This window comes from Gluconobacter cadivus (assembly GCF_015244745.1).
GTDB lineage: Bacteria > Pseudomonadota > Alphaproteobacteria > Acetobacterales > Acetobacteraceae > Gluconobacter > Gluconobacter cadivus.
This window is the reverse complement of sequence record NZ_JABCQI010000004.1, coordinates 125,985-145,003: the sequence shown is the minus strand read 5'-3', so window position 1 is coordinate 145,003 and position 19,019 is coordinate 125,985. Positions and strand designations below refer to the sequence as shown.

The window sequence follows — 19,019 nt, the reverse complement described above, 5'->3', positions numbered from 1 at the left end:
GGGTTGACGAAGCCCCCAACCATACGTCATAAGCCGCGCCTGATTTACGGAACACGCCGGGCCTCGCTGTCCTGCGTCATCCAGCATCGAGGAAAGTATCACCATGTCTCGCCGTTGCCAGATCACGGGCAAGGGCGTGCTGACGGGCAACAACGTCAGCCACGCCAATAACAAGTCCCGCCGTCGTTTTCTCCCGAACCTGCAGGAGACCACGCTGATCTCCGATATTCTCGGTGCTTCGGTGCGTATGCGCCTGTCCACCAATGGTATCCGCACGGTTGAGCACAACGGTGGACTGGATTCGTTCCTGCTGGGTACGCCGAACCGCAAGCTTCCGACGGAAGCTCAGGTCATCAAGCGCCGTATCCTGCGCGTTCAGGAACGCAAGGCTGCCCAGACCGCCTGAGGAATCTTTACCGAACTTTGTTTGGTAACAAGATTGCTCTTGAAAACCATGGCGGTCTGGGTCATTCAGCCGCCACTGGGATAAATCAGGTTCGGTCCTTTCATAGGGCCGCAGCGGAGGTGTTTCGGTCCAGGCTGAAACACCTTTCATTGTATTTTGGAGGTTCTCCGTGTCCGAAAGCGTTCAGGAAGCCAAGTCGGCTCTCTCGAAGATTCGCAACATCGGTATTACCGCGCACATCGATGCCGGTAAGACCACGACGACCGAGCGTATCCTGTATTACACGGGTGTCTCTCACAAGATCGGTGAGGTCCACGAAGGCAACACCACCACCGACTACATGGCGCAGGAGCGTGAGCGTGGCATCACGATCACCTCGGCTGCCGTGACGTGTGAGTGGAACGACCACCGCATCAACATCATCGACACCCCGGGCCACATTGACTTCAACATCGAAGTCAACCGTTCGCTCCGCGTGCTCGATGGCGCAATCTTCGTGATCGAAGGCGTGGCTGGTGTGCAGCCGCAGTCCGAAACGAACTGGCGCCTTGCTGACCGTTACAACGTTCCGCGCGTCATCTTCATCAACAAGCTCGACCGTACCGGCGCCGACTTCTATTACGCTTTCAGCACGCTGAAAGAGAAGCTGGACATCGTGGCCGTTCCGCTGCAGCTCCCGATCGGTGCCGAAGAAAACTTCGTTGGCGTGGTCGATTTGGTCGAGATGCGCGCCATCGTGTGGGAAGGCGGCGAACTCGGCGCCAAGTTCCACTACGAAGAGATCCCGGCTGACCTGAAGGAAAAGGCTGACGAAGCCCGCCAGGTTCTGCTCGACACGGCTCTCGCCGTCGACGACGCTGCCATGGAAGAGTACTTCGAGAAGGGCGACGTGGACGTCGCAACCCTGAAGAAGTGCATCAAGAAGGGTGCGATTTCCGGTGAATTCCGTCCCGTCATGTGCGGTACGGCGTTCAAGAACAAGGGCGTGCAGCCCCTGCTCGACGCGGTCATCGACTACCTGCCGGCTCCTGACGAAGTCGAAGGCATCCGTATTGCTCCGCCGGAAGGTGAAGAAGTCGACGAAGACTTCCTGCCGATCGTTCCGGTCGATCCGGATGGCAAGTTCGCTGGCCTTGCGTTCAAGATCATTTCCGACAAGTACGGCACGCTGACCTTCGTTCGCGTCTATCGTGGCGTCCTGAACTCCGGTGACACCATCCTGAACACAACGAAGGGTCACAAGGAACGCGTCGGACGCATGTTCCAGATGCACGCCGACAAGCGTCAGGAAGTGAAGTCCGTCGGTGCCGGTGACATCGCCGCATTCGTGGGTCTCAAGGACACCGTCACGGGTGACACGCTTGCTGATGCTTCCGATCCGGTGGTTCTGGAGCGTATGCAGTTCCCGGTTCCGGTGATCGACATCTCCGTCGAGCCGAAGACCAAGGACGGCGTCGAGAAGATGACGCTGGCGCTGCAGAAGCTGACGGCTGAAGATCCGTCCCTGCACCTCAAGACCGATCAGGAAACGGGTCAGACCATCCTGTCTGGCATGGGCGAGCTTCATCTGGACATCATCGTTGACCGTCTGCGTCGCGAATACGGCGTTGATGCCAACATCGGCGCACCGCAGGTGGCTTACCGTGAGACGATCACGCGGCCGCATGTCGAGACCTACACCCATAAGAAGCAGTCTGGTGGTTCGGGTCAGTACGCTGAAGTCAAGATCGAGTTTGCTCCGTCCGACAAGCCGGATGAGATCATCTTCGAAAACAAGGTCGTCGGTGGTACGGTTCCGAAGGAATACATCCCGGCTGTCGAAAAGGGCATCCGTATGCAGAGCACCACGGGTGTTCTCGCCGGCTTCCCGACGGTGGACTTCAAGTTCACGCTGCTCGACGGTAAGTACCATGACGTTGACTCGTCGGCTCTGGCCTTCGAAATTGCCGCCAAGGCCTGCTTCCGTGAAGGCATGAAGAACGCCGGTCCGGTGATCCTCGAACCGATCATGGACGTTGAAGTCACGACCCCGAACGACCATGTCGGTGACGTTGTGGGCGATCTCAACCGTCGTCGTGGCATCATCCAGAATCAGGAAACCTCTGGTTCGACCGTGATGATCCGAGCACAGGTGCCGCTGAAGGAAATGTTCGGCTACATCTCGCATCTGCGTTCTGCCACGAAGGGCCGTGCGTCCTTCACCATGCAGTTCCACCACTACGAAGCCGTTCCCCGGAACGTGGCCGACGAAATCATCGCGAAGTCCGCCTGATTTCTTCAGCCTTGCTGAAACATCGAACCCCGCCAGAGCAATCTGGCGGGTTTTTTTTGTGTCTGATCTTTTGTCGGGTGAGATCGCTTTCCCGGTTCCTGCGTCTTAGTAGTGCATAAAAAAGGCGGCGGAAGGTTTCCCCTCCGCCGCCTTTTCCGGTCCCGTCAGGGATCAGTGCAGATTGTCTGTCCGGCGAATGAAGGCCGCGACATTGTCATGCAGCTGCTGGAGCGTTGCCGGGTCCACGTAAACCATGTGGCCAGAAGGATACTGCGCGTATTCGATGTTCTTTTGCAGGCTCTTGGCCATCGGCAGGTGCTTCATCTCGTAAATGCCTTCAAAATACGGCGTTGCGAGATCGTAGTAGCCCGCGTTGAGCATCACATGCAGGTTCGGGTTGGTCTTCATTGCCATGGCCAGATCGGTCATGACGTTAGGCTCGCCCTTGGGCTGGTAGCCGTGACCGGGCTGACGGTGGTGATTGTCCCAGTGCCCTTGGCTGTTATACAGACGATAATCCTCGTCCGTGCCGTATTTGAGTGTATTGCGGACATAGTCGTTGAAGGCCGTAACATAGGCCGAACTGATGGCGCTGGACTGCGGATCGTAATCCACTTCCTGGCTCATCGGGTCGATCGTCGGGCTTGAATAGCGTGTATCCAGACGGCCCGTCGCCATGCCGGTCTTGGCCTGAAGTTGCTGGTCGAATTCGCCGCCATTGACGCGCAGATCCGCCCGCAGGATGTAATCGACGGGCAAGCCCGTATAGTCATGCAGCTTTGCCGCAATCGCCTGACGCTGGTCTTCCGGCAGGTCTGCACCCTGACGCAGGGCCAGTGTGTAGTCGGTCATCGCGAAATGCTCGACTTCGTGCAGGAACGTCTTCAGGTCCGGATGTTCGGCGGGCAGGCAGTGATGATACCAGGCCGTTGCCGCATAGGTTGGCAGCGCCAGCACATACGGGTCGTCCATGCCAGCGTTGAACTCCGGGCCATCATCGCTGTTGTCGTAGTTCAGGATCTGCGACAGCAAGATCACGCCGTTGAAGTCGATGTTCTCGTCCTGCTCAAGGTCGTTGATGACCACAGCCGAACGCATCGTGCCGTAGCTCTCGCCGAACAGGTATTTTGGCGAGTTGTAGCGGTGATATTTGGCGAGGAACTTCGAGATGAAATGCGTGAACGCCTCGCCGTCGCCATCAACGCCCAGAAATTCCTTGTCGGCATCTTTTCCGGCGATCCGCGAAAAACCTGTTCCCGGTGCATCGACGAACACCACGTCCGAGACGTCCATCAAAGACTGCGGGTTGTTAATGAGCGCATAAGGGGCAGCGGGCAGATGGGTGTCGCCCGGCGTATTGACGCGACGTGGACCGAACGTGCCCATATGGACCCAGACCGATGCTGATCCCGGACCGCCATTATAGAGGAACGTGATCGGACGCTTTTCCGACGGTACGCCTTCCTTGAAATAGGCCGTGTAGAACATGGACGCGACCGGCGCGTTCTTGCTGTCGTCGTCCTTGCCGCCATCAATTTTCGTGCCGCGCTTGGCCAGAACATCGCTGGAATCGTTATAGTCGGCGCCATGAACCAGAATGGTTCCCGCAACAGCCCGGTAGGGGATCGTGACGCCATTGACCGTCACCGTCCCGTTCGTCACGCTGTCAGCATTGGGTGCCGGTGTGGCGGGACCTGCGGCCAGAGCAGGCACAGCCATCATGGCTGCACCCAGAAGAAGGGCCTTGCGAAGCATGCAGAGGAACTTTCCGTTAGGGTTTGTTACGAGAGCCTTCTAAACGGACGTGGCCGTTACCGACAAGGGTTCCGGCCGCGTATCATTCCTCAGCCGAAAGCCCGGTTGGCATGCATGATCGCGATCCCGACTTCGCGCAGCAGCGCAAAACAGTGCGATAGCGGCTCGAAAATCTCCTGATGTTCCCGTGCAAAGCCGCCAGCTTCCGCCGCATCGCCCGGCTCTGCGAAATCGAGATTGGCAACGCTGGGAACGGTGAGGGGGAACAGGTCGTCCAGAAGATGAAGCGCGCGCGGCACATCCAGACAGAGGATGAGGTTCGTGATCGATTCCCGTGTCAGGCTATTGCGAGGGCCGAAATAGGGAATGCGCGTCGAGAGACCCCACAGACGGTCGATAAGGGCAAAACGGATCGCATGAAGCAGCTTTTCACGCGCCGCCATACGTGGTGCGTCGGGCCATGCGGCGCGCAAGGCGATGTGGTCCGCCTGAATACGCCGGAACATTGCGGGGCCGCTGGTCCAGAAGCGCAGCAGCTCCAGCCCGTGTGAAATGCTCAACAGGCTCTGCCGTTCCTCATCGCTCTGGGCGTTGGCTGCACGATCCAGCCAGGTGCCGGGGTCGAGCTGATGGATTGTCGTCCGCAAAACATCCAGATCGGAATGAGCCAGCGCCTGACGCGCAAAGTCCATGGCTTCGCGGAAGCGCGATGATTCTGTTGCGAACTGCTCGAATGTCTCGGGATGGCGTTGCGCCGCATTGCCCAGCCCGTGCAGCACATTCGCCCACCAGCCGAGCTGCTGAAGGATTGCATTGTTGGGAATGGCCCGAAGTTGGCCGGGATGCGTGATACGCGTCACGGTCGCTGCGTCAGACTGACGGGCCGAGGGACGGGAGCCCGTCTTGTCGATCAGTGACGGCCCGAAGGCGCTGAGCAGGGCTGCATAGCCCGGATCATCGACCAGAGCGCCCATGTCGAGCGCGATGGTGGAGAAGAAGTCCGCTGCGAAGTCAGGGCGCGTATAGACCGGATCTTTCGTGTCCTGCGGAATTTCAGCCGTATGCTCGGCAAGAGTGGCAATCGTGGAGGCCGCAAGAGCCTTCGTTCCGAACAGCGTGTAGCCGTCGCCACCCTGAAACGCGGTTTCAACGCGGCAGCCGATCCCGGCTTCGCGCATGGCCAGTCGTGTGCGGGCCGGGGAGAAATAATCCAGACGCTGACGCAGGCTGAAAGGATGGGCCCCACGTCCGATGCTTTCGCCATGCGTATCGAACAGGGTGAGGGAAACATCCTCCAGCCCATGTTCTGCTAGCAAAGAGAGAGTCCGCATCCGCAGACGCTCGACCAGATTGGTGGCGGCAAGCTGTCCGACATAGCGTCCCGAATCGGAGTAGCCGAACTGAAGCGACAGCCGTCCGTTTGCCTTCAGGTAATCGCGCCAATGGCTTGAACGGAACGCTTCCTCGAGAATGGTCTCACCATTTTCCAGCGCGCTTTCCGTCTCAAAAAGCGGCGAAATCTCGATCTGATGGTCTTTAATTCCGAACAGTCGTGCCAGCCAGAGCGTCGCCAGCAGCGTGTAGCCACTCTCCGTCTCGGCGATGAGGAAGCGGATGGGCGATCCTGAATCGATGTGCTTGAGGATCTGCGCCATGGTCATCATCAACCGTGCGGCGGATGCAGGCTCGACCAGCAGCGAGCCGAAATCCACGGCGCGGGGCGTCAGGTCAGAGAGAGCCTCGTCGATTTTCGTCAGCAGGACGCGTCGGCGCGAGGGCAGGGCGGGGTCATCCGTCAGGCCCAGTCGTGTGCGCGCGACATTATAGATTTGTGCCGCGTTCAGTCGGGTATGGATACGCGCGATGCCGAGGCCGTGGCTCATGAAGCCAGCGCGGAGCGTCCGCAGATGCAGCAGACTGTCTTCATCGAGACCGGAGGCAGCATCCTGAAAGAGCGGCAGAAGTTCAGCCGCGTCCAGAAGCGCTTTGTCACGGTGCGAAATCAGCGTCTGGGCAAAATCGCGGATCGTTTCCGGTGCAGCATCTCGTCCGGTCGGGCAGGCGGCGTGCTGTGTTTTGACGGCTTCGATAGCCCGGCGCGTGCGCATAGCCAGTGCGCTTTCCTGAAGGCCCAGCCGCTCCAGCCCATCCGTCAGACGATAAAGCTGGGACGACTTTAATTCAAGCCGGATACGGAGAGTGTCCCACCAGCCAATATCGTTGCGTCCGTCCGTATCGAAACCGACCCAGCTTGCCAGAACGACAGGGGCGGGATCGACATGGCTGTTTTCTCCCGACCAGCGCTGGGACATCTCCCGCAGGAGCGCTGTTGTGAGGTCATCAAGCGCATCACGGCCCCGCAGAATGGCTGCCAGTGCGAGAGCCTGTTCCTGTGCCAGTGTCGGCGGCCCCGGACGGCGATGCGTTTTGAGGCAAGGGATCGGCATGTCGGGATTTTCGGCCCGTTGCGTCAGGATGTCATACACGCCGTCCGCCAGTGCGAAGGTCGGATGCGCGGTGAAAACTGCGGCAATTTTAGGCACGGTCAGGGACACCGCATCGGCAGCCTGATCCACCAGAGATTTCGCCACGGCTTCGAGACGCTCCTGCGGGGCCGCTTCATCAAGACCGACATACGCGCGCAGATGTGCGGCGCGCTCGACGAAATGCTCGTCACGCAGGGCGCGGACAACGTTTCCGATCTCGGTTAGTCGTGCCTTGCACGTCTCCGGATCGTCGTTGGACAGATCCTGCCCGATAGACGCAATCAGGTCTTCAAGACCGTCGCGTTCGTGGAGCAGCCGGGACGTCATCGCGTCAATACGGTCATGGAGAGACGGATCGAGCCGGGAGGCGCAGTCAGACATCGGGAGCAGTCTCGCTTCTGCGAAAAAAGAAAAATGGACCGAAAAACGGGCCGCAATACTTTTCACGCCCTGCCGCCAAGTGCAACCTTGCTCTGACCGCGACAGCCCGCCCGGATGATGCTATCCGTGTGTGGATGCACGCGGACACGCCTCATCCCGTTTCACGAAAATCCAGCCCTTCAGGTCTGTCGCCACGCTTTATGGCCGGGGGACTGCTCGTTGGCATGGGGGCACTCGCTGCGGGCACGACGCTGGCGGCTGCCCGTCATATCGGCGACAGCAGTCTGGCATTTGGACTCCTGAGAGCGGGCTCCAGGGCAGGCGTCGTTGGTGGTCTGGCCGACTGGTTTGCCGTGACTGCGTTGTTTCGCCATCCGCTGGGCCTTCCCATTCCGCACACGGCCATTCTGCCGCGTCAGAAAGAGCGTCTCGGTCAGGCACTGGGCCGTTTTATTTCAGGACAGTTCTTCACCGAAGACGACGTTCGACGCGCTTTGTCGAAAATCGATCTCTCCAGCCTGATCGCCGATATGCTGAGCGAGCCCGCGACGCGCCAGACCCTCGTCAACAGCATGCGCTCCGCCATTCCTCTGATGTTCGACCATCTTGAAGACGGGCGGGCCAAAGCTGCCATTTCACGCGCCCTTCCGGTCCTGCTCAATGGAGAGGAAATGGCGCCTCTCGTCTCCCGCGGCATGCGCGCCATGGTGGACAGTGAGATGCATCAGGAGGTCCTGTCCTTCCTGCTTGAGCGCATCAAGACCACCGTAACATCCCGTGAGTCGGACCTGCGACATTTTGTTGAGGAGCGTGTGCGGGAACAGGGCGGTCGTTTTCTGGGGTGGGCGATTGGGGGTTCCGTCGCCAGTCGTGTTCTCATGGCGCTGCATGCCGAGTTCGAACGGGTCGATCCGATGGACTCGGACCTGCGGCACGGCTTCACGACATGGGTTCGCGGCGAAATCGACCGGATCGAACACGATCCAGTCCGTCGCAAGGATATGGCCGATACCATCACCTCCGTCCTGACCCATACCAGCCTCAAGGGATGGAGTTCGGAGCTATGGGACCGTCTGCGGCGCATGGTGGAGGAAGACAGCGGACGTGAGGATGGCTGGAGCGCCACGGTTGTTGATGCCGCAATCGTCCAGCTTGCGACTGCCCTGCGCTCCAACGATATTCTGCGTCTGAAAGTTAATCAGGCTGTAGAAAGTACGGTCCAGCGGATCCTGCCGGGGCTGCGCGAGAAGCTGTCCGGGTTCATCGCCGCCGTCATGGCAGGATGGGACGGAAACGATCTGGCAATGCGGCTGGAGTCGCGTGTCGGGCGTGACCTTGCCTACATCCGTATCAATGGCACGGTGGTCGGTTTTCTGGCCGGAGCGGCGCTTGACGGCGTTTCCCGACTGTTTTTTGGTGTGTGACATTCCATGTCAGCCAAAGGTCGGGCACAGAAGCCTTGACCTTTGCTCCGGTATGGGTCATTTGGAACAAATCAGGACTTAGCAAGTCTTGAATTAGAACAAGATGCGAGTGTGCAAGCGATGCTGAGGCTCTCCAAACTGGCCGATTACGCCACTGTCCTTCTGGTCCATCTCGGTCGTCATGAAGGACTGGCAACAGCCGCAGCCCTTGCAGTAGAAACCGGCGTTCCCGAACCCACCGTGGCCAAGCTCCTCAAGGGGTTGGCCTCCAGCGGTCTGGTCCTGTCCCATCGTGGCGCACGGGGCGGCTACCGCCTTGCGGGCGAGCTTGAAAAAGTGACCGTCGCCGCCGTTATCGCGGCCGTGGACGGACCTATCGCCATTACCGCCTGCTGTGACGGGCGCGAGTGCGAACATAGCTCCCTGTGCGGTCTGTCGGGCCAGTGGGATGTCGTGAACGATGCCATCCTCAGCACACTCAACAGTATTACACTGGCCGATATGGGCCGGCATGCGGAGCGCCTGCCAAGGCGCGGCCCCGCCCCGGCTCCTGTCGCCACCGTTGGAGCGGAGGCCCCCTCCGTGACCGAAGCGGTCAGTTAAGGACAACACACCATGCCAGCCGTGACGGAAACCCGCGAGACAGTCGAAAAACTCGCGAAATCCAGCTACGAATGGGGCTTTGAGACCGATATCGAAATGGATATCGCGCCCAAGGGTCTCAATGAGGAAACGGTCCGCCTGATCTCCGAGCGCAAGGGCGAGCCGCAATGGATGCTGGACTGGCGTCTGAAGGCTTTTCGTGCGTGGCTGGAAATGGAAGAGCCGACCTGGGCTCATATCCATCACCCGCCGATCGATTATCAGGACGCACATTACTTCGCCCAGCCGAAGAAGAAATCCGGCCCCAAGAGCCTTGATGAAGTCGATCCCGAACTTCTCAAGACCTACGCTAAGCTGGGCATTCCCCTGCACGAACAGGCTCTTCTGGCCGGTGTGGAAGGTGCTGAAGAAGCGCGCCTGCCGGTTGCCGTGGACGCCGTTTTTGACAGCGTGTCCGTCGCAACGACCTTCCGCAAAACGCTTGCGGAGGCTGGTGTCATTTTCTGCCCGATCTCCGAGGCCATCCGCGAACATCCCGAACTGGTCCGGAAATATCTGGGCACGGTCGTGCCAGTATCCGACAACTTCTTCGGGGCGCTGAATTCTGCTGTCTTTACCGATGGCTCATTCGTGTACATCCCTGAAGGTGTTCGTTGCCCGATGGAGCTGTCCACCTATTTCCGCATCAATGCGCGCAATACGGGGCAGTTCGAACGCACACTCATCATCGCTGAAGACCGTGCCACCGTCTCCTATCTGGAAGGCTGCACGGCGCCGCAGCGTGATGAGAACCAGCTTCATGCGGCGGTGGTCGAACTGATCGCGATGGAAGACGCCTCGATCAAGTATTCCACGGTCCAGAACTGGTATCCGGGCGATGATGAAGGCCGGGGTGGCATCTACAATTTCGTCACCAAGCGTGGCATCTGCCGTGGCGCACGGTCCAAGATTTCGTGGACGCAGGTCGAAACCGGCTCTGCGATCACATGGAAATATCCGTCCTGCGTGCTGGCGGGTGAGGGATCGGTCGGTGAGTTCTACTCGGTCGCGGTGACCAACAATCATCAGCAGGCCGATACTGGAACTAAGATGATCCATCTGGCACCGAACACGCGCTCGACGATCATTGCCAAAACGATCTCGGCCGGTCAGTCGGACAGCACCTATCGCGGTCTGGTTCGTATGCAGCCGAAGGCTCGCAATGCGCGCAATTTCACGCAGTGCGACAGTCTTCTGATCGGCGATCAGTGCGGCGCGCATACGGTGCCTTATATCGAAAGCCGTAACATGACGGCGCGCGTGGAGCATGAAGCGACCACGTCGAAAATCTCTGAGGACCAGCTCTTCTACTGCCGTTCGCGCGGCTTGTCGGAAGAAGATGCGGTTGGTCTGATCGTCAATGGTTTCTGCCGCGAGGTGCTCAAAGAGCTGCCGATGGAATTCGCGGTCGAGGCGCAGAAGCTTCTGCAGATCAGCCTCGAAGGAAGTGTGGGTTAATATGAGCGATTTTCTGAAAATTCAGGGTCTTCAGGCCCGCATCGACGCCGACGGCACGCCCAAGGATATCCTCAAGGGGCTCGATCTCGAAGTCCCCCAGGGTGAAGTCCATGCCATCATGGGGCCGAACGGCTCGGGTAAATCCACGCTGTCTTATGTGCTTGCCGGTCGTGACGACTACGAAGTCACGGGTGGGTCGGCCACGTTCAAGGGGCAGGATCTGCTGGCTCTTGAACCCGAAGAACGGGCTGCTCTGGGCCTGTTTCTGGCATTCCAGTCGCCGGTCGAACTGCCGGGTGTGAACAACGCGAATTTCCTGCGAACTGCTGTGAACGCGGTTCGCCGGGCGCGTGGTGAAGCCGAACTGGATGCCGTGGCCTTTCTCAAAGCTGTGCGTGCCGAGACCAAGCATCTGTCCATGTCCGACGACATGCTCAAGCGTGCGGTCAATGTCGGCTTTTCGGGTGGCGAGAAGAAGCGCAACGAAGTGCTCCAGATGCGTCTGCTCCAGCCGTCCTTTGCCATCCTTGACGAAACGGATAGCGGTCTGGACATCGATGCCCTGCGCATCGTCGCGGAAGGCGTGAACTCCCTGCGTAGCCCAGATTTTTCTGCTCTGGTCATCACGCATCATCAGCGTCTGCTCGACTATATCGTGCCGGATCGTGTGCATGTCATGGCGCATGGCCGTATCATCCATAGCGGCGGCCCCGATATTGCCAAGACGCTTGAAAAGCAGGGCTATACCCAGTTTCTCGAGGCGGCAGCGTGAGCGTACAGTCCTCCGTAGCGTCAGGCGCTCCAGCTCTGGAGGTGTTCGTCCAGCGCTCGGCTGCGCATGGGGGCGCTCTTGCTGAAATCGGCCTGCCGACACGCCGCGTCGAAGCATGGCGCTATACACCGCTGCGGGCGATCGCGGACACGGCATGGACACAGGCTGCTCCTCTGGCGGCCGAATCCGTCAGTGCGCTTCTGAACGATTTGCCGCTGCCGGAAAGCGGCGCGCGTATGGTTTATGGCAATGGCAGGCTGTTAGAGGGGCTGTCTGCTCCTTTAGACGTTGTCCAGCAGGCTTCGGACCATGTTTCCCCGCTCAAGGGTGTCTTTTCCGCAACGCTGAATATGGCGCTGGGCGAAAAGGGGCTTGATCTTCACATTCCGGCAGGAATGGACGCAGGACTGCTGACCCTTATCAGCCTGTCCAGCGGCGATACTGTTTCGACGCATCTTCAGCACCGCATCGTGCTGGAAGAGGGCGCATCTCTGACACTGTACGACGTCAATGCAGGCGAAGGGCGGTATATCGCCAATCCGCGTTTCGATATCGTCGTGGGCAAAGGCGCCACGCTGCGTCACATCAAATTGCAGCGCGAGAGCCTGAGCGGTACGCATCTTGCGATCGTGTCCGCTGACGTGTCGGAGAAGGGAGAGTATGACAGCTTCACCCTAAATCAGGGCGGGAGCCTCGCCCGACACGAAGCCGTCGTGACGCTGAACGCCCCACATGCCATGGTGCATGTGAATGGGGTGCAGATCGTGGACGGCCAGCGGCTGAACGACCTGACCTCCATGATCCACCATGCGGCTCCCGATGGCAGTTCGCGCCAGACCGTCAAGACGGTTCTGTCCGACGCCGGGCAGGGTGTTTTTCAGGGCAAGATCCTCGTGGACCGCGTGGCCCAGAAAACCGATGGATATCAGATGAATCAGGCGCTGCTGCTGTCTGAAAAAGCGCAGATCAACAGCAAGCCCGAGCTGGAAATCTATGCCGACGACGTCAAGTGCAGCCACGGCGCGACCGTAGGCGCTCTTGATGACGAACAGCTTTTCTATCTGCGCTCTCGCGGCGTTCCCGAAGCGCAGGCGCGCGATATTCTCGTGCGGGCGTTCCTGATCGATGCACTGGATCTCGTCGCCGATGAGGCCCTGCGTGATCTGTTGGTGCGGAGCATGGCGTCATGACCGGCAGCAGCCCCTCGCCCGGAAAAACCACGGCTGAAATCCGCGCTCATTTTCCGATCCTGAACGAAACCGTTCATGGCCGCCCGCTGGTTTTTCTCGACAGCGCGGCCTCGTCCCAGAAGCCGGATGTCGTGATCGAGGCCATGCGAGATGCGGCGTATCATCAATATGCCAATATCCATCGCGGCCTGCACTGGATGAGCGAGCGCACGACAGAAGCCTATGAGCGCGCCCGTCATGACGTTGCCCGCCTTCTCAATGCGCCCGATCATCGCGAAATTGTCTTTACCCGCAACAGTACCGAGGCCATCAACCTCGTGGCCCACAGTTTCGGCAGTCTGCTGAAACCAGGGCAGGCGGTTCTGATTTCCGAACTGGAACATCACGCCAATATCGTGCCCTGGCTCATGCTGCGGGACCGGGCGGGGATTGATCTGCGTGTCGCGCCCATCAATGACGCTGGCGACATTGATCTCGATGCCTATGAGGCGCTCCTGTCGGATGGCAAAGTGGCGCTTGTGGCCGTCACGCATATGTCCAATGTGCTCGGAACGATTACCCCGGCCCGCAAGTTGACGGACATTGCTCACGCTTATGGCGCGCGCATCCTGCTGGATGGATCGCAGTCCGTCGTGCATCGCAGGATTGATGTGCAGGAGCTTGGCGCGGATTTCTTCACCTTCACCGGGCACAAGCTCTATGGTCCCACAGGCATCGGTGTGCTTTGGGGCAAGATGGAGCTTCTGGACGCTATGCCGCCGTTCATGGGCGGCGGTGACATGATCGAGAACGTCTCGTTCGAGCGCGCGACATGGGCGCATGTTCCGCACAAGTTCGAAGCCGGCACACCGGCCATTCTGGAAACAATCGGCCTCGGGGCTGCCGTGCGCTTCGTGGAAGAGATCGGCTATGAGGCGATCTCCCGTCATGAAGCGGAACTTACCCGCTACGCATTGGAAAAAATGCGCGCAATCAACAGTCTGCATGTTCTGGGTGAACCTGCGGAGCGTGGTGGCGTGATTTCCTTCATTATGGATGGTGCACACCCGCATGATCTGGCGACATTGCTCGATCAGCTTGGGATTGCCATCCGTGCGGGACAGCATTGTGCGGAGCCGCTAGTTCGCCGTTTGGGCGTGCAGGCAACAGCGCGCGCCAGTTTTGGCATCTATACCACGACCGATGAAATCGACACGTTTATCGAGGGTCTTGAACGGGCCCGGATGATGCTCACATGAGTGAAGCCATGACCGATATCCCCACCACTGAAGACACAGCCTGCGTTCCGGCCACCCGAACTGCGCCTGATCAGGACGCGGTCATTGCCGCTATTGCCACGGTTTATGACCCGGAAATTCCGGTGAATGTCTATGAACTCGGCCTGATCTACGCCATCGATCTGCATGACGACGGCCGCGTCCATATGGAGATGACGCTGACGGCGCCCAATTGCCCCAGCGCGCAGGAACTTCCCGAGATGGTGCGTGATGCCGTCTCTCATGTGCCGGACGTCAGTCAGGCGACGATCGAAATCGTCTGGGATCCGCCGTGGGACATGAGCCGTATGAGCGATGATGCCCGTCTTGCCCTTAACATGTTCTGATCCGGGGAAAACCATCATGTCCGATGTTGCAACGCGCCGTCCTCTGCCTGCGCTCATGAGCGTTTCTGATCAGGCTGCCAAGCGTCTGAAAGCTCTTTATGAAGGCTCTCATCAGGGACAGCTTCTCCGGATCAGCGTAGGAACGCGTGGATGCTCGGGTCTGTCTTACGAAATGAATTTCGTGACAGAGCCGCAACCCGCCGATGAGCGGGTCGAGGATCAGGGCGTGACCCTGCTGGTGGATCGCAAGGCCACCCTGTTCCTGACTGGTACTGTCATGGACTACGAGGTCAAAGACCTCGAATCCGGTTTTACGTTCAGGAATCCGAACGAGAAGGGTCGTTGCGGTTGCGGCGAGAGCTTTCACGTTTGATCCGCTTCGCATCCCGCGACAGCACAACAACCGCTTCGACTTCTGTGGACCACAGGAATTGGTCCACAATTGTCAGGCCAATGACTGAAAAACCTGCGTTCCAAAGCACTCTGCCGTCTTTTTCAAGGGCAGCAGGGTTGCAGCTTACATAAACGATGTCCGGGACGGCAGATTTTGCCAGAGGCACAGTCTGTGCGCCCGCACCTGCATAAGGCGGATCGAGCACAACAGCCCGTGTTGATTTCAGATCATGCGGCAGAAGTGGCTGGCGCCCCAGATCCCGATGAAAACCATCCACGCGTCGGCCACCCGCTGCCGTCTTGAGGCAGTTTGCGGCGGCCAGATTACCCTCATAAGCCATGACGCGCCCTTTTTCCGACATCGGAAAGGTGAGCGTTCCACAGCCGGCAAACAGTTCGACCGTTACGTCTTTTTTGTTCAGCGACGGCAGACCATCCAGAACGGCCGTGACAATGGCCTTTTCGGCATCCGCCGTTGCCTGAAGGAATGCAGAAGGTGGTGGCGAGACGGCTACCCCGCCAAACTCTTCCCGCACGGCTCCAGAATGGGCGACGGTCTCGATTCCCTGATCTTTCGGGTCCTGCCAGGAAATGCGGGACAGATGATGTTCGCGTGCGAAGGCCGCCAGTTTGGTGCGGTCTGCGCTGGTCAGTGGGGCAGGGGTCTGAAGTGTCAGATCCGGTCCGCTGTCGAGCAGGTTGATCATCAGGCTTCCGCGACTCGTCAGGGCTCCCAGACTTCCAAGAACTTCACGCAATGGCGTCAGAAGCTCGAAAATCGCAGGGTGCAGGACGTGACATTCCGTCATGTCCACAGGGTCACCGTTGCGGCGATGCAGCCCGATAATCACGCCACCCGGCACGCGTTGGACAGCAAAATCCATCCGTCGCCGTGTTTTAGGCGCAGTCTGGAACATCCGTGCAGGCGGCAGATCGGTGAAACCTGCGGCTGTCAGGGCATGGAGGACGCGCTGCGATTTCCACTCCAGCAGGGCCGGGAGGGAAAGGTGCTGCAATGCACAGCCGCCGCATTCACCAAACAGGTCGCAGGGCGGCGTTACGCGCTCAGGAGATGGATGAACGATATCAATCAGTTCAGGGTGGCCGGAAGCAAGGCGGACCCGAACCTCTTCTCCGGGCAAGGTACCCGGGATGAAGACGCTCTGGCCATCAAGATGCGCAACGCCGTCGCCTGCCGCACCCAGTCCTTCAATCCGGAGTTCTGCAACTCCGGTTAAGGTTTCATTCATTACCGTAATGGCGTCCATCATGCTGAACAGGAGCAGCGAGATCGGTGTCACCGGACACCATGATTTTCCGACGGCGCGGAACCAGCATGAAGGCCGGTGTATCTCCACCAAAGCCGGTCTTCGGGCCATCGTTTTCGAATGCGGGCGCCAGCTCAACCGAGCGATGGCTCACAGGAGCTTCGATCACGGAGACGGAAGGCGGGACGGCAACAGGAGTTGCCTGCTGAATGCTCTCGTTTTCCTCACGGTCGCCACGGTTGCGTTTGCGACCACCCCGACGACGCTTGCGTGCACGGTGTTCGCCGTCTTCTGAGGATTCCTGCGGCGCAGGAGTGGCTTCTGTCGGGCGGCGTTCGCCGTCTTCCGGAGCCCAGTCAACAGTTGTGATCCCTTCGAGCGCAGGGCGTGCAATGACCTTACCCGTCAGGGTCTCGATCGCCTCAAGGAGTCTGCGATCGCGCGGCGATGCCAGACTGAAAGCGTGGCCTTCCTTGCCAGCACGTCCGGTGCGTCCGATCCGGTGGACGTAATCTTCGGCATTGAATGGCAGGTCATAGTTAAAGACATGTGACAGGCCGCCGATGTCGATACCGCGAGCCGCCACATCCGAGCAGATCAGAAACTTCAGTTCCCCGGAACGAAAACGCTCAAGCGTCGAGAAGCGCAGCGACTGGGCCAGATCTCCGTGCAGATGTCCAGCCTCTATGCCGTGCTTGGTCAGATACTGCTGGATCATGTCCACATCGCGTTTGCGGTTGCAGAACACGATCGCGCTCTGGACGTTTTCACGACGCAGCAGCTTTTTGAGGGTGCGACGCTTTTCGTCCTCCGGCACGATCACCAGAGCTTCTTCGATGGTCGCAGCGACGGAAGACTGACGCGAGACCGTAATTTCAGCCGGGTGACGCAGGAAAGCATCTGCCAGACGGCGGATTTCCGGAGCCATTGTGGCGGAGAAGAACAATGTCTGGCGATGGGGTGGCAGCAGCCCGACGATTTTCTCGATATCGGGGATAAAGCCCATATCCAGCATACGGTCGGCTTCGTCGATCACAAGTGTGCTGGTCTGCGTCAGGAGCAGGCCGCCCCGGCCGAACAGATCGAGTAGGCGTCCCGGCGTTGCGATCAGTACGTCGACGCCCCGGTTCAGGACATCGCGCTGTTCGGCCATGCTTTCGCCGCCGATCAGCAGCGCATGCGTCAGGCGTAGGTGTTTGCCATAGAGCTTGAAATTCTCCGCGACCTGCAAAGCCAGTTCACGCGTCGGCTCAAGGATCAGCGAACGCGGCATCCGGGCGCGGGCACGCGATCCGGAGAGCTTCTGAAGCATCGGCAGTGTGAAAGAAGCGGTCTTGCCGGTGCCGGTCTGCGCGACGCCCAGAACGTCATGGCCTTTCAGGACTTCAGGAATAGCCTGTGCCTGAATGGGGGTGGGGTGCTCGTACCCCAGTTCATCAATGGCGCGCATGATTGGCTCGCCAAGACCCAGATCGGCAAAGAGGGGCTTGTCGGAAGAAGCCTCGGCGATCACGACAGTCTCAGCGACGGCGGGGAGTTCGACACTGTCTTCAGCGGCGACGGTGGGTTCTGTAACAACAGCCTTAGTGCGACGCCGCCGGACCGGAGCTTTTTCGCTCTTGGTCGGTTCAGCGGCCAAGGCGGCCTTTTCTTCGACGACAGGCGCGGCGATTTCTTCAACCGGAGCAGAGGTCTTGCGACGGGTCGTGCGGGCTTTCTTCTCTGTCTTTTTGGCGTCAGGTTTTTCCACGGGAGCGGCCGTGGCGACTACGTCCGTTTTGCGGGGCCGACCGCGGCGACGCGGAGCTTCGACAGGCTTCGGAGTTTCTTCCGCCAGGACTTCCAATTCAGGCTGCTCTACAAGCGCAACCTTGCGCGGGCGGCCACGACGTTTGGGCGCTGCCTCAGCTACCGTCTCATCCGCCACTTTCGCGGAACGCTTACGGCGGGGGGCAGGGGCTGTTTCACTGATTGCCTCAGGTTCAGCAGCAGTCTTCTTGCGGCGAACGGCAGATTTGGCAACAGGAGCTTCGGCCTCGGTTACAGTCTCAACAGCCGGAGATGTCACCTTGCGGGCGCGACGCGTGACGGGCTTTGCAGCCTCCGTCTTATCCGGGGTTGCAGGAGCTGCGGTTTTTGAGCGTCGGGCTCGCGGGGCCTTGGCAGCAGGGGCTTGCGGTGTCGCAGACGTATCGCCGTCATCGGCAGGCGTCGGGGAAACCTCGGCTGCGGCACTGCGCGAAGCGGGAGGGCGACCACGTTTGGGGGTGGCAGTCGTACGGGATTTGGAAGGACCGGAGGTCGTTTTCGCGCTCAAATGACTCTCGAGACTCTCGTTGACGGTGCGCACCCCAACAGGTGCGGGCCGGAGTTGAGGGCGGGGCAGTGACCCGCAGCTATAATCTGGTGCGTTATCGATAAATGGCAGAAATGGCAAGCGATACGGCCCCAAAAGCGCCGTATCGCATACGATTTCAGATGCCGCGTGCCATTGCTGCGACAAGGATGGTCAGAACACCCAGCCCCGCCATGATCGCGGTGCGGCTGCGCAGCGTGTCGAACAGGGCCTGCTGGGGACGCATGGCCCGGCGTGCCCGACGGAATGGCCCCTGAACGGTCAGGATGAACACCGCCGCCATGACCAGCCCCAGAAGCTGCATGGCATTGACGGGCCAGGCCACGGCGCCAAAGCCACCTTCATGAAAAATCAGTCCCCAGCCGCTCAGCAGGGAAAAGGGTACCACCTGATAAAGCCCTCGGAAAAAGCGTGTATAGCCCTGAAGCAGAACTGAATTGCGCGGTCCGGGATCAAGCAGTCCGACCGTGGAGCGGACAACCAGTGTCGAATAGATCGACCCGCCAACCCAGTAAGTCATGCACAGCACATGAATTGCGAGCACTAGGCTCCAGATAATCGATCCTGTCATTGATTCTCGTCAGGGTTGAAAATTGAAAGAGAGGGAAAGATC

At 59.5% G+C, this 19,019-nt stretch carries 15 protein-coding genes; 10 read left to right on the top strand and 5 right to left on the bottom strand.

Translation table 11 applies throughout. The features are described 5' to 3' along the window. The first annotated feature begins 103 nt into the window (after positions 1 to 103). Positions 104 to 406, top strand: coding sequence for a 50S ribosomal protein L28 (gene rpmB, locus HKD28_RS07475; protein WP_041110511.1), 303 nt, complete (start codon positions 104 to 106; stop codon positions 404 to 406). Between the two features lie 169 nt (positions 407 to 575). Further along, positions 576 to 2,678 (top strand): elongation factor G, encoded by a 2,103-nt coding sequence (gene fusA, locus HKD28_RS07470; protein ID WP_099286467.1) that lies wholly within the window; start codon positions 576 to 578, stop codon positions 2,676 to 2,678. 171 nt (positions 2,679 to 2,849) lie between these two features. Here the strand turns inward: fusA and HKD28_RS07465 are convergent, their stop codons facing one another. Next, on the bottom strand, positions 2,850 to 4,433 hold the full coding sequence (locus HKD28_RS07465) for a S10 family peptidase (protein WP_194267770.1): 1,584 nt from the start codon (positions 4,431 to 4,433) through the stop codon (positions 2,850 to 2,852). An 89-nt stretch (positions 4,434 to 4,522) separates the two neighbouring features. Further along, the gene (locus HKD28_RS07460) at positions 4,523 to 7,300 is read right to left on the bottom strand and encodes a phosphoenolpyruvate carboxylase (RefSeq protein WP_194267769.1); all 2,778 of its coding nucleotides are present in this window, start codon (positions 7,298 to 7,300) and stop codon (positions 4,523 to 4,525) included. Between the two features lie 134 nt (positions 7,301 to 7,434). Here HKD28_RS07460 and HKD28_RS07455 point away from each other — a divergent pair, with 134 nt between their 5' ends. From HKD28_RS07455 to HKD28_RS07420, 8 genes are all read left to right on the top strand, one after another. After that, entirely contained in the window at positions 7,435 to 8,724 is a 1,290-nt protein-coding gene (locus HKD28_RS07455) for a DUF445 domain-containing protein (RefSeq protein WP_194267874.1), read from the top strand. A 120-nt stretch (positions 8,725 to 8,844) separates the two neighbouring features. Continuing rightward, positions 8,845 to 9,327 carry an SUF system Fe-S cluster assembly regulator gene (locus HKD28_RS07450; protein WP_194267768.1) on the top strand — a complete coding sequence of 161 codons (483 nt, stop codon included), beginning with the start codon at positions 8,845 to 8,847 and terminating at the stop codon, positions 9,325 to 9,327. Positions 9,328 to 9,339: 12 nt separating this feature from the next. After that, positions 9,340 to 10,824, top strand: coding sequence for a Fe-S cluster assembly protein SufB (sufB, locus tag HKD28_RS07445; RefSeq protein WP_194267767.1), 1,485 nt, complete (start codon positions 9,340 to 9,342; stop codon positions 10,822 to 10,824). A 1-nt stretch (position 10,825) separates the two neighbouring features. Then, entirely contained in the window at positions 10,826 to 11,596 is a 771-nt protein-coding gene (sufC, locus tag HKD28_RS07440; RefSeq protein ID WP_194267766.1) for a Fe-S cluster assembly ATPase SufC, read from the top strand. Beyond that, on the top strand, positions 11,593 to 12,786 hold the full coding sequence (sufD, locus tag HKD28_RS07435) for a Fe-S cluster assembly protein SufD (protein ID WP_194267765.1): 1,194 nt from the start codon (positions 11,593 to 11,595) through the stop codon (positions 12,784 to 12,786). The genes sufC and sufD overlap by 4 nt, the downstream gene beginning before the upstream one ends. Then, entirely contained in the window at positions 12,783 to 14,024 is a 1,242-nt protein-coding gene (locus tag HKD28_RS07430; RefSeq protein ID WP_194267764.1) for a cysteine desulfurase, read from the top strand. The genes sufD and HKD28_RS07430 overlap by 4 nt, the downstream gene beginning before the upstream one ends. After that, entirely contained in the window at positions 14,021 to 14,389 is a 369-nt protein-coding gene (locus tag HKD28_RS07425; protein ID WP_194267763.1) for an SUF system Fe-S cluster assembly protein, read from the top strand. Before HKD28_RS07430 ends, HKD28_RS07425 begins: the two co-directional genes overlap by 4 nt. Positions 14,390 to 14,405: 16 nt before the next feature. Continuing rightward, positions 14,406 to 14,762 carry a HesB/IscA family protein gene (locus HKD28_RS07420; RefSeq protein ID WP_099286457.1) on the top strand — a complete coding sequence of 119 codons (357 nt, stop codon included), beginning with the start codon at positions 14,406 to 14,408 and terminating at the stop codon, positions 14,760 to 14,762. Here HKD28_RS07420 and HKD28_RS07415 read toward each other — a convergent pair. From HKD28_RS07415 to HKD28_RS07405, 3 genes are all read right to left on the bottom strand, one after another. Continuing rightward, positions 14,707 to 16,050: a class I SAM-dependent RNA methyltransferase gene (locus HKD28_RS07415; protein ID WP_194267873.1), complete on the bottom strand. Its 1,344-nt coding sequence runs from the start codon at positions 16,048 to 16,050 to the stop codon at positions 14,707 to 14,709. The two genes, HKD28_RS07420 and HKD28_RS07415, sit on opposite strands and share 56 nt — an antisense overlap. Beyond that, positions 16,025 to 18,367, bottom strand: coding sequence for a DEAD/DEAH box helicase (locus HKD28_RS07410; protein ID WP_235993361.1), 2,343 nt, complete (start codon positions 18,365 to 18,367; stop codon positions 16,025 to 16,027). The genes HKD28_RS07415 and HKD28_RS07410 overlap by 26 nt, the downstream gene beginning before the upstream one ends. A 157-nt stretch (positions 18,368 to 18,524) precedes the next feature. Next, entirely contained in the window at positions 18,525 to 18,977 is a 453-nt protein-coding gene (locus tag HKD28_RS07405) for a hypothetical protein (protein WP_194267762.1), read from the bottom strand. Positions 18,978 to 19,019 lie beyond the last annotated feature (42 nt).

What these genes read in the sequence shown, in the direction of transcription:
- rpmB (WP_041110511.1), top strand. Translation starts at nt 104, where the DNA reads ATGTCTCGCCGTTGCCAGATCACGGGCAAGGGCGTGCTGACGGGCAAC.
- HKD28_RS07465 (WP_194267770.1), bottom strand. Translation starts at nt 4,433, where the DNA reads ATGCTTCGCAAGGCCCTTCTTCTGGGTGCAGCCATGATGGCTGTGCCT.
- HKD28_RS07460 (WP_194267769.1), bottom strand. Translation starts at nt 7,300, where the DNA reads ATGTCTGACTGCGCCTCCCGGCTCGATCCGTCTCTCCATGACCGTATT.
- HKD28_RS07455 (WP_194267874.1), top strand. Translation starts at nt 7,435, where the DNA reads ATGCACGCGGACACGCCTCATCCCGTTTCACGAAAATCCAGCCCTTCA.
- HKD28_RS07450 (WP_194267768.1), top strand. Translation starts at nt 8,845, where the DNA reads ATGCTGAGGCTCTCCAAACTGGCCGATTACGCCACTGTCCTTCTGGTC.
- sufB (WP_194267767.1), top strand. Translation starts at nt 9,340, where the DNA reads ATGCCAGCCGTGACGGAAACCCGCGAGACAGTCGAAAAACTCGCGAAA.
- sufC (WP_194267766.1), top strand. Translation starts at nt 10,826, where the DNA reads ATGAGCGATTTTCTGAAAATTCAGGGTCTTCAGGCCCGCATCGACGCC.
- HKD28_RS07430 (WP_194267764.1), top strand. Translation starts at nt 12,783, where the DNA reads ATGACCGGCAGCAGCCCCTCGCCCGGAAAAACCACGGCTGAAATCCGC.
- HKD28_RS07425 (WP_194267763.1), top strand. Translation starts at nt 14,021, where the DNA reads ATGAGTGAAGCCATGACCGATATCCCCACCACTGAAGACACAGCCTGC.
- HKD28_RS07420 (WP_099286457.1), top strand. Translation starts at nt 14,406, where the DNA reads ATGTCCGATGTTGCAACGCGCCGTCCTCTGCCTGCGCTCATGAGCGTT.
- HKD28_RS07415 (WP_194267873.1), bottom strand. Translation starts at nt 16,050, where the DNA reads ATGGACGCCATTACGGTAATGAATGAAACCTTAACCGGAGTTGCAGAA.
- HKD28_RS07405 (WP_194267762.1), bottom strand. Translation starts at nt 18,977, where the DNA reads ATGACAGGATCGATTATCTGGAGCCTAGTGCTCGCAATTCATGTGCTG.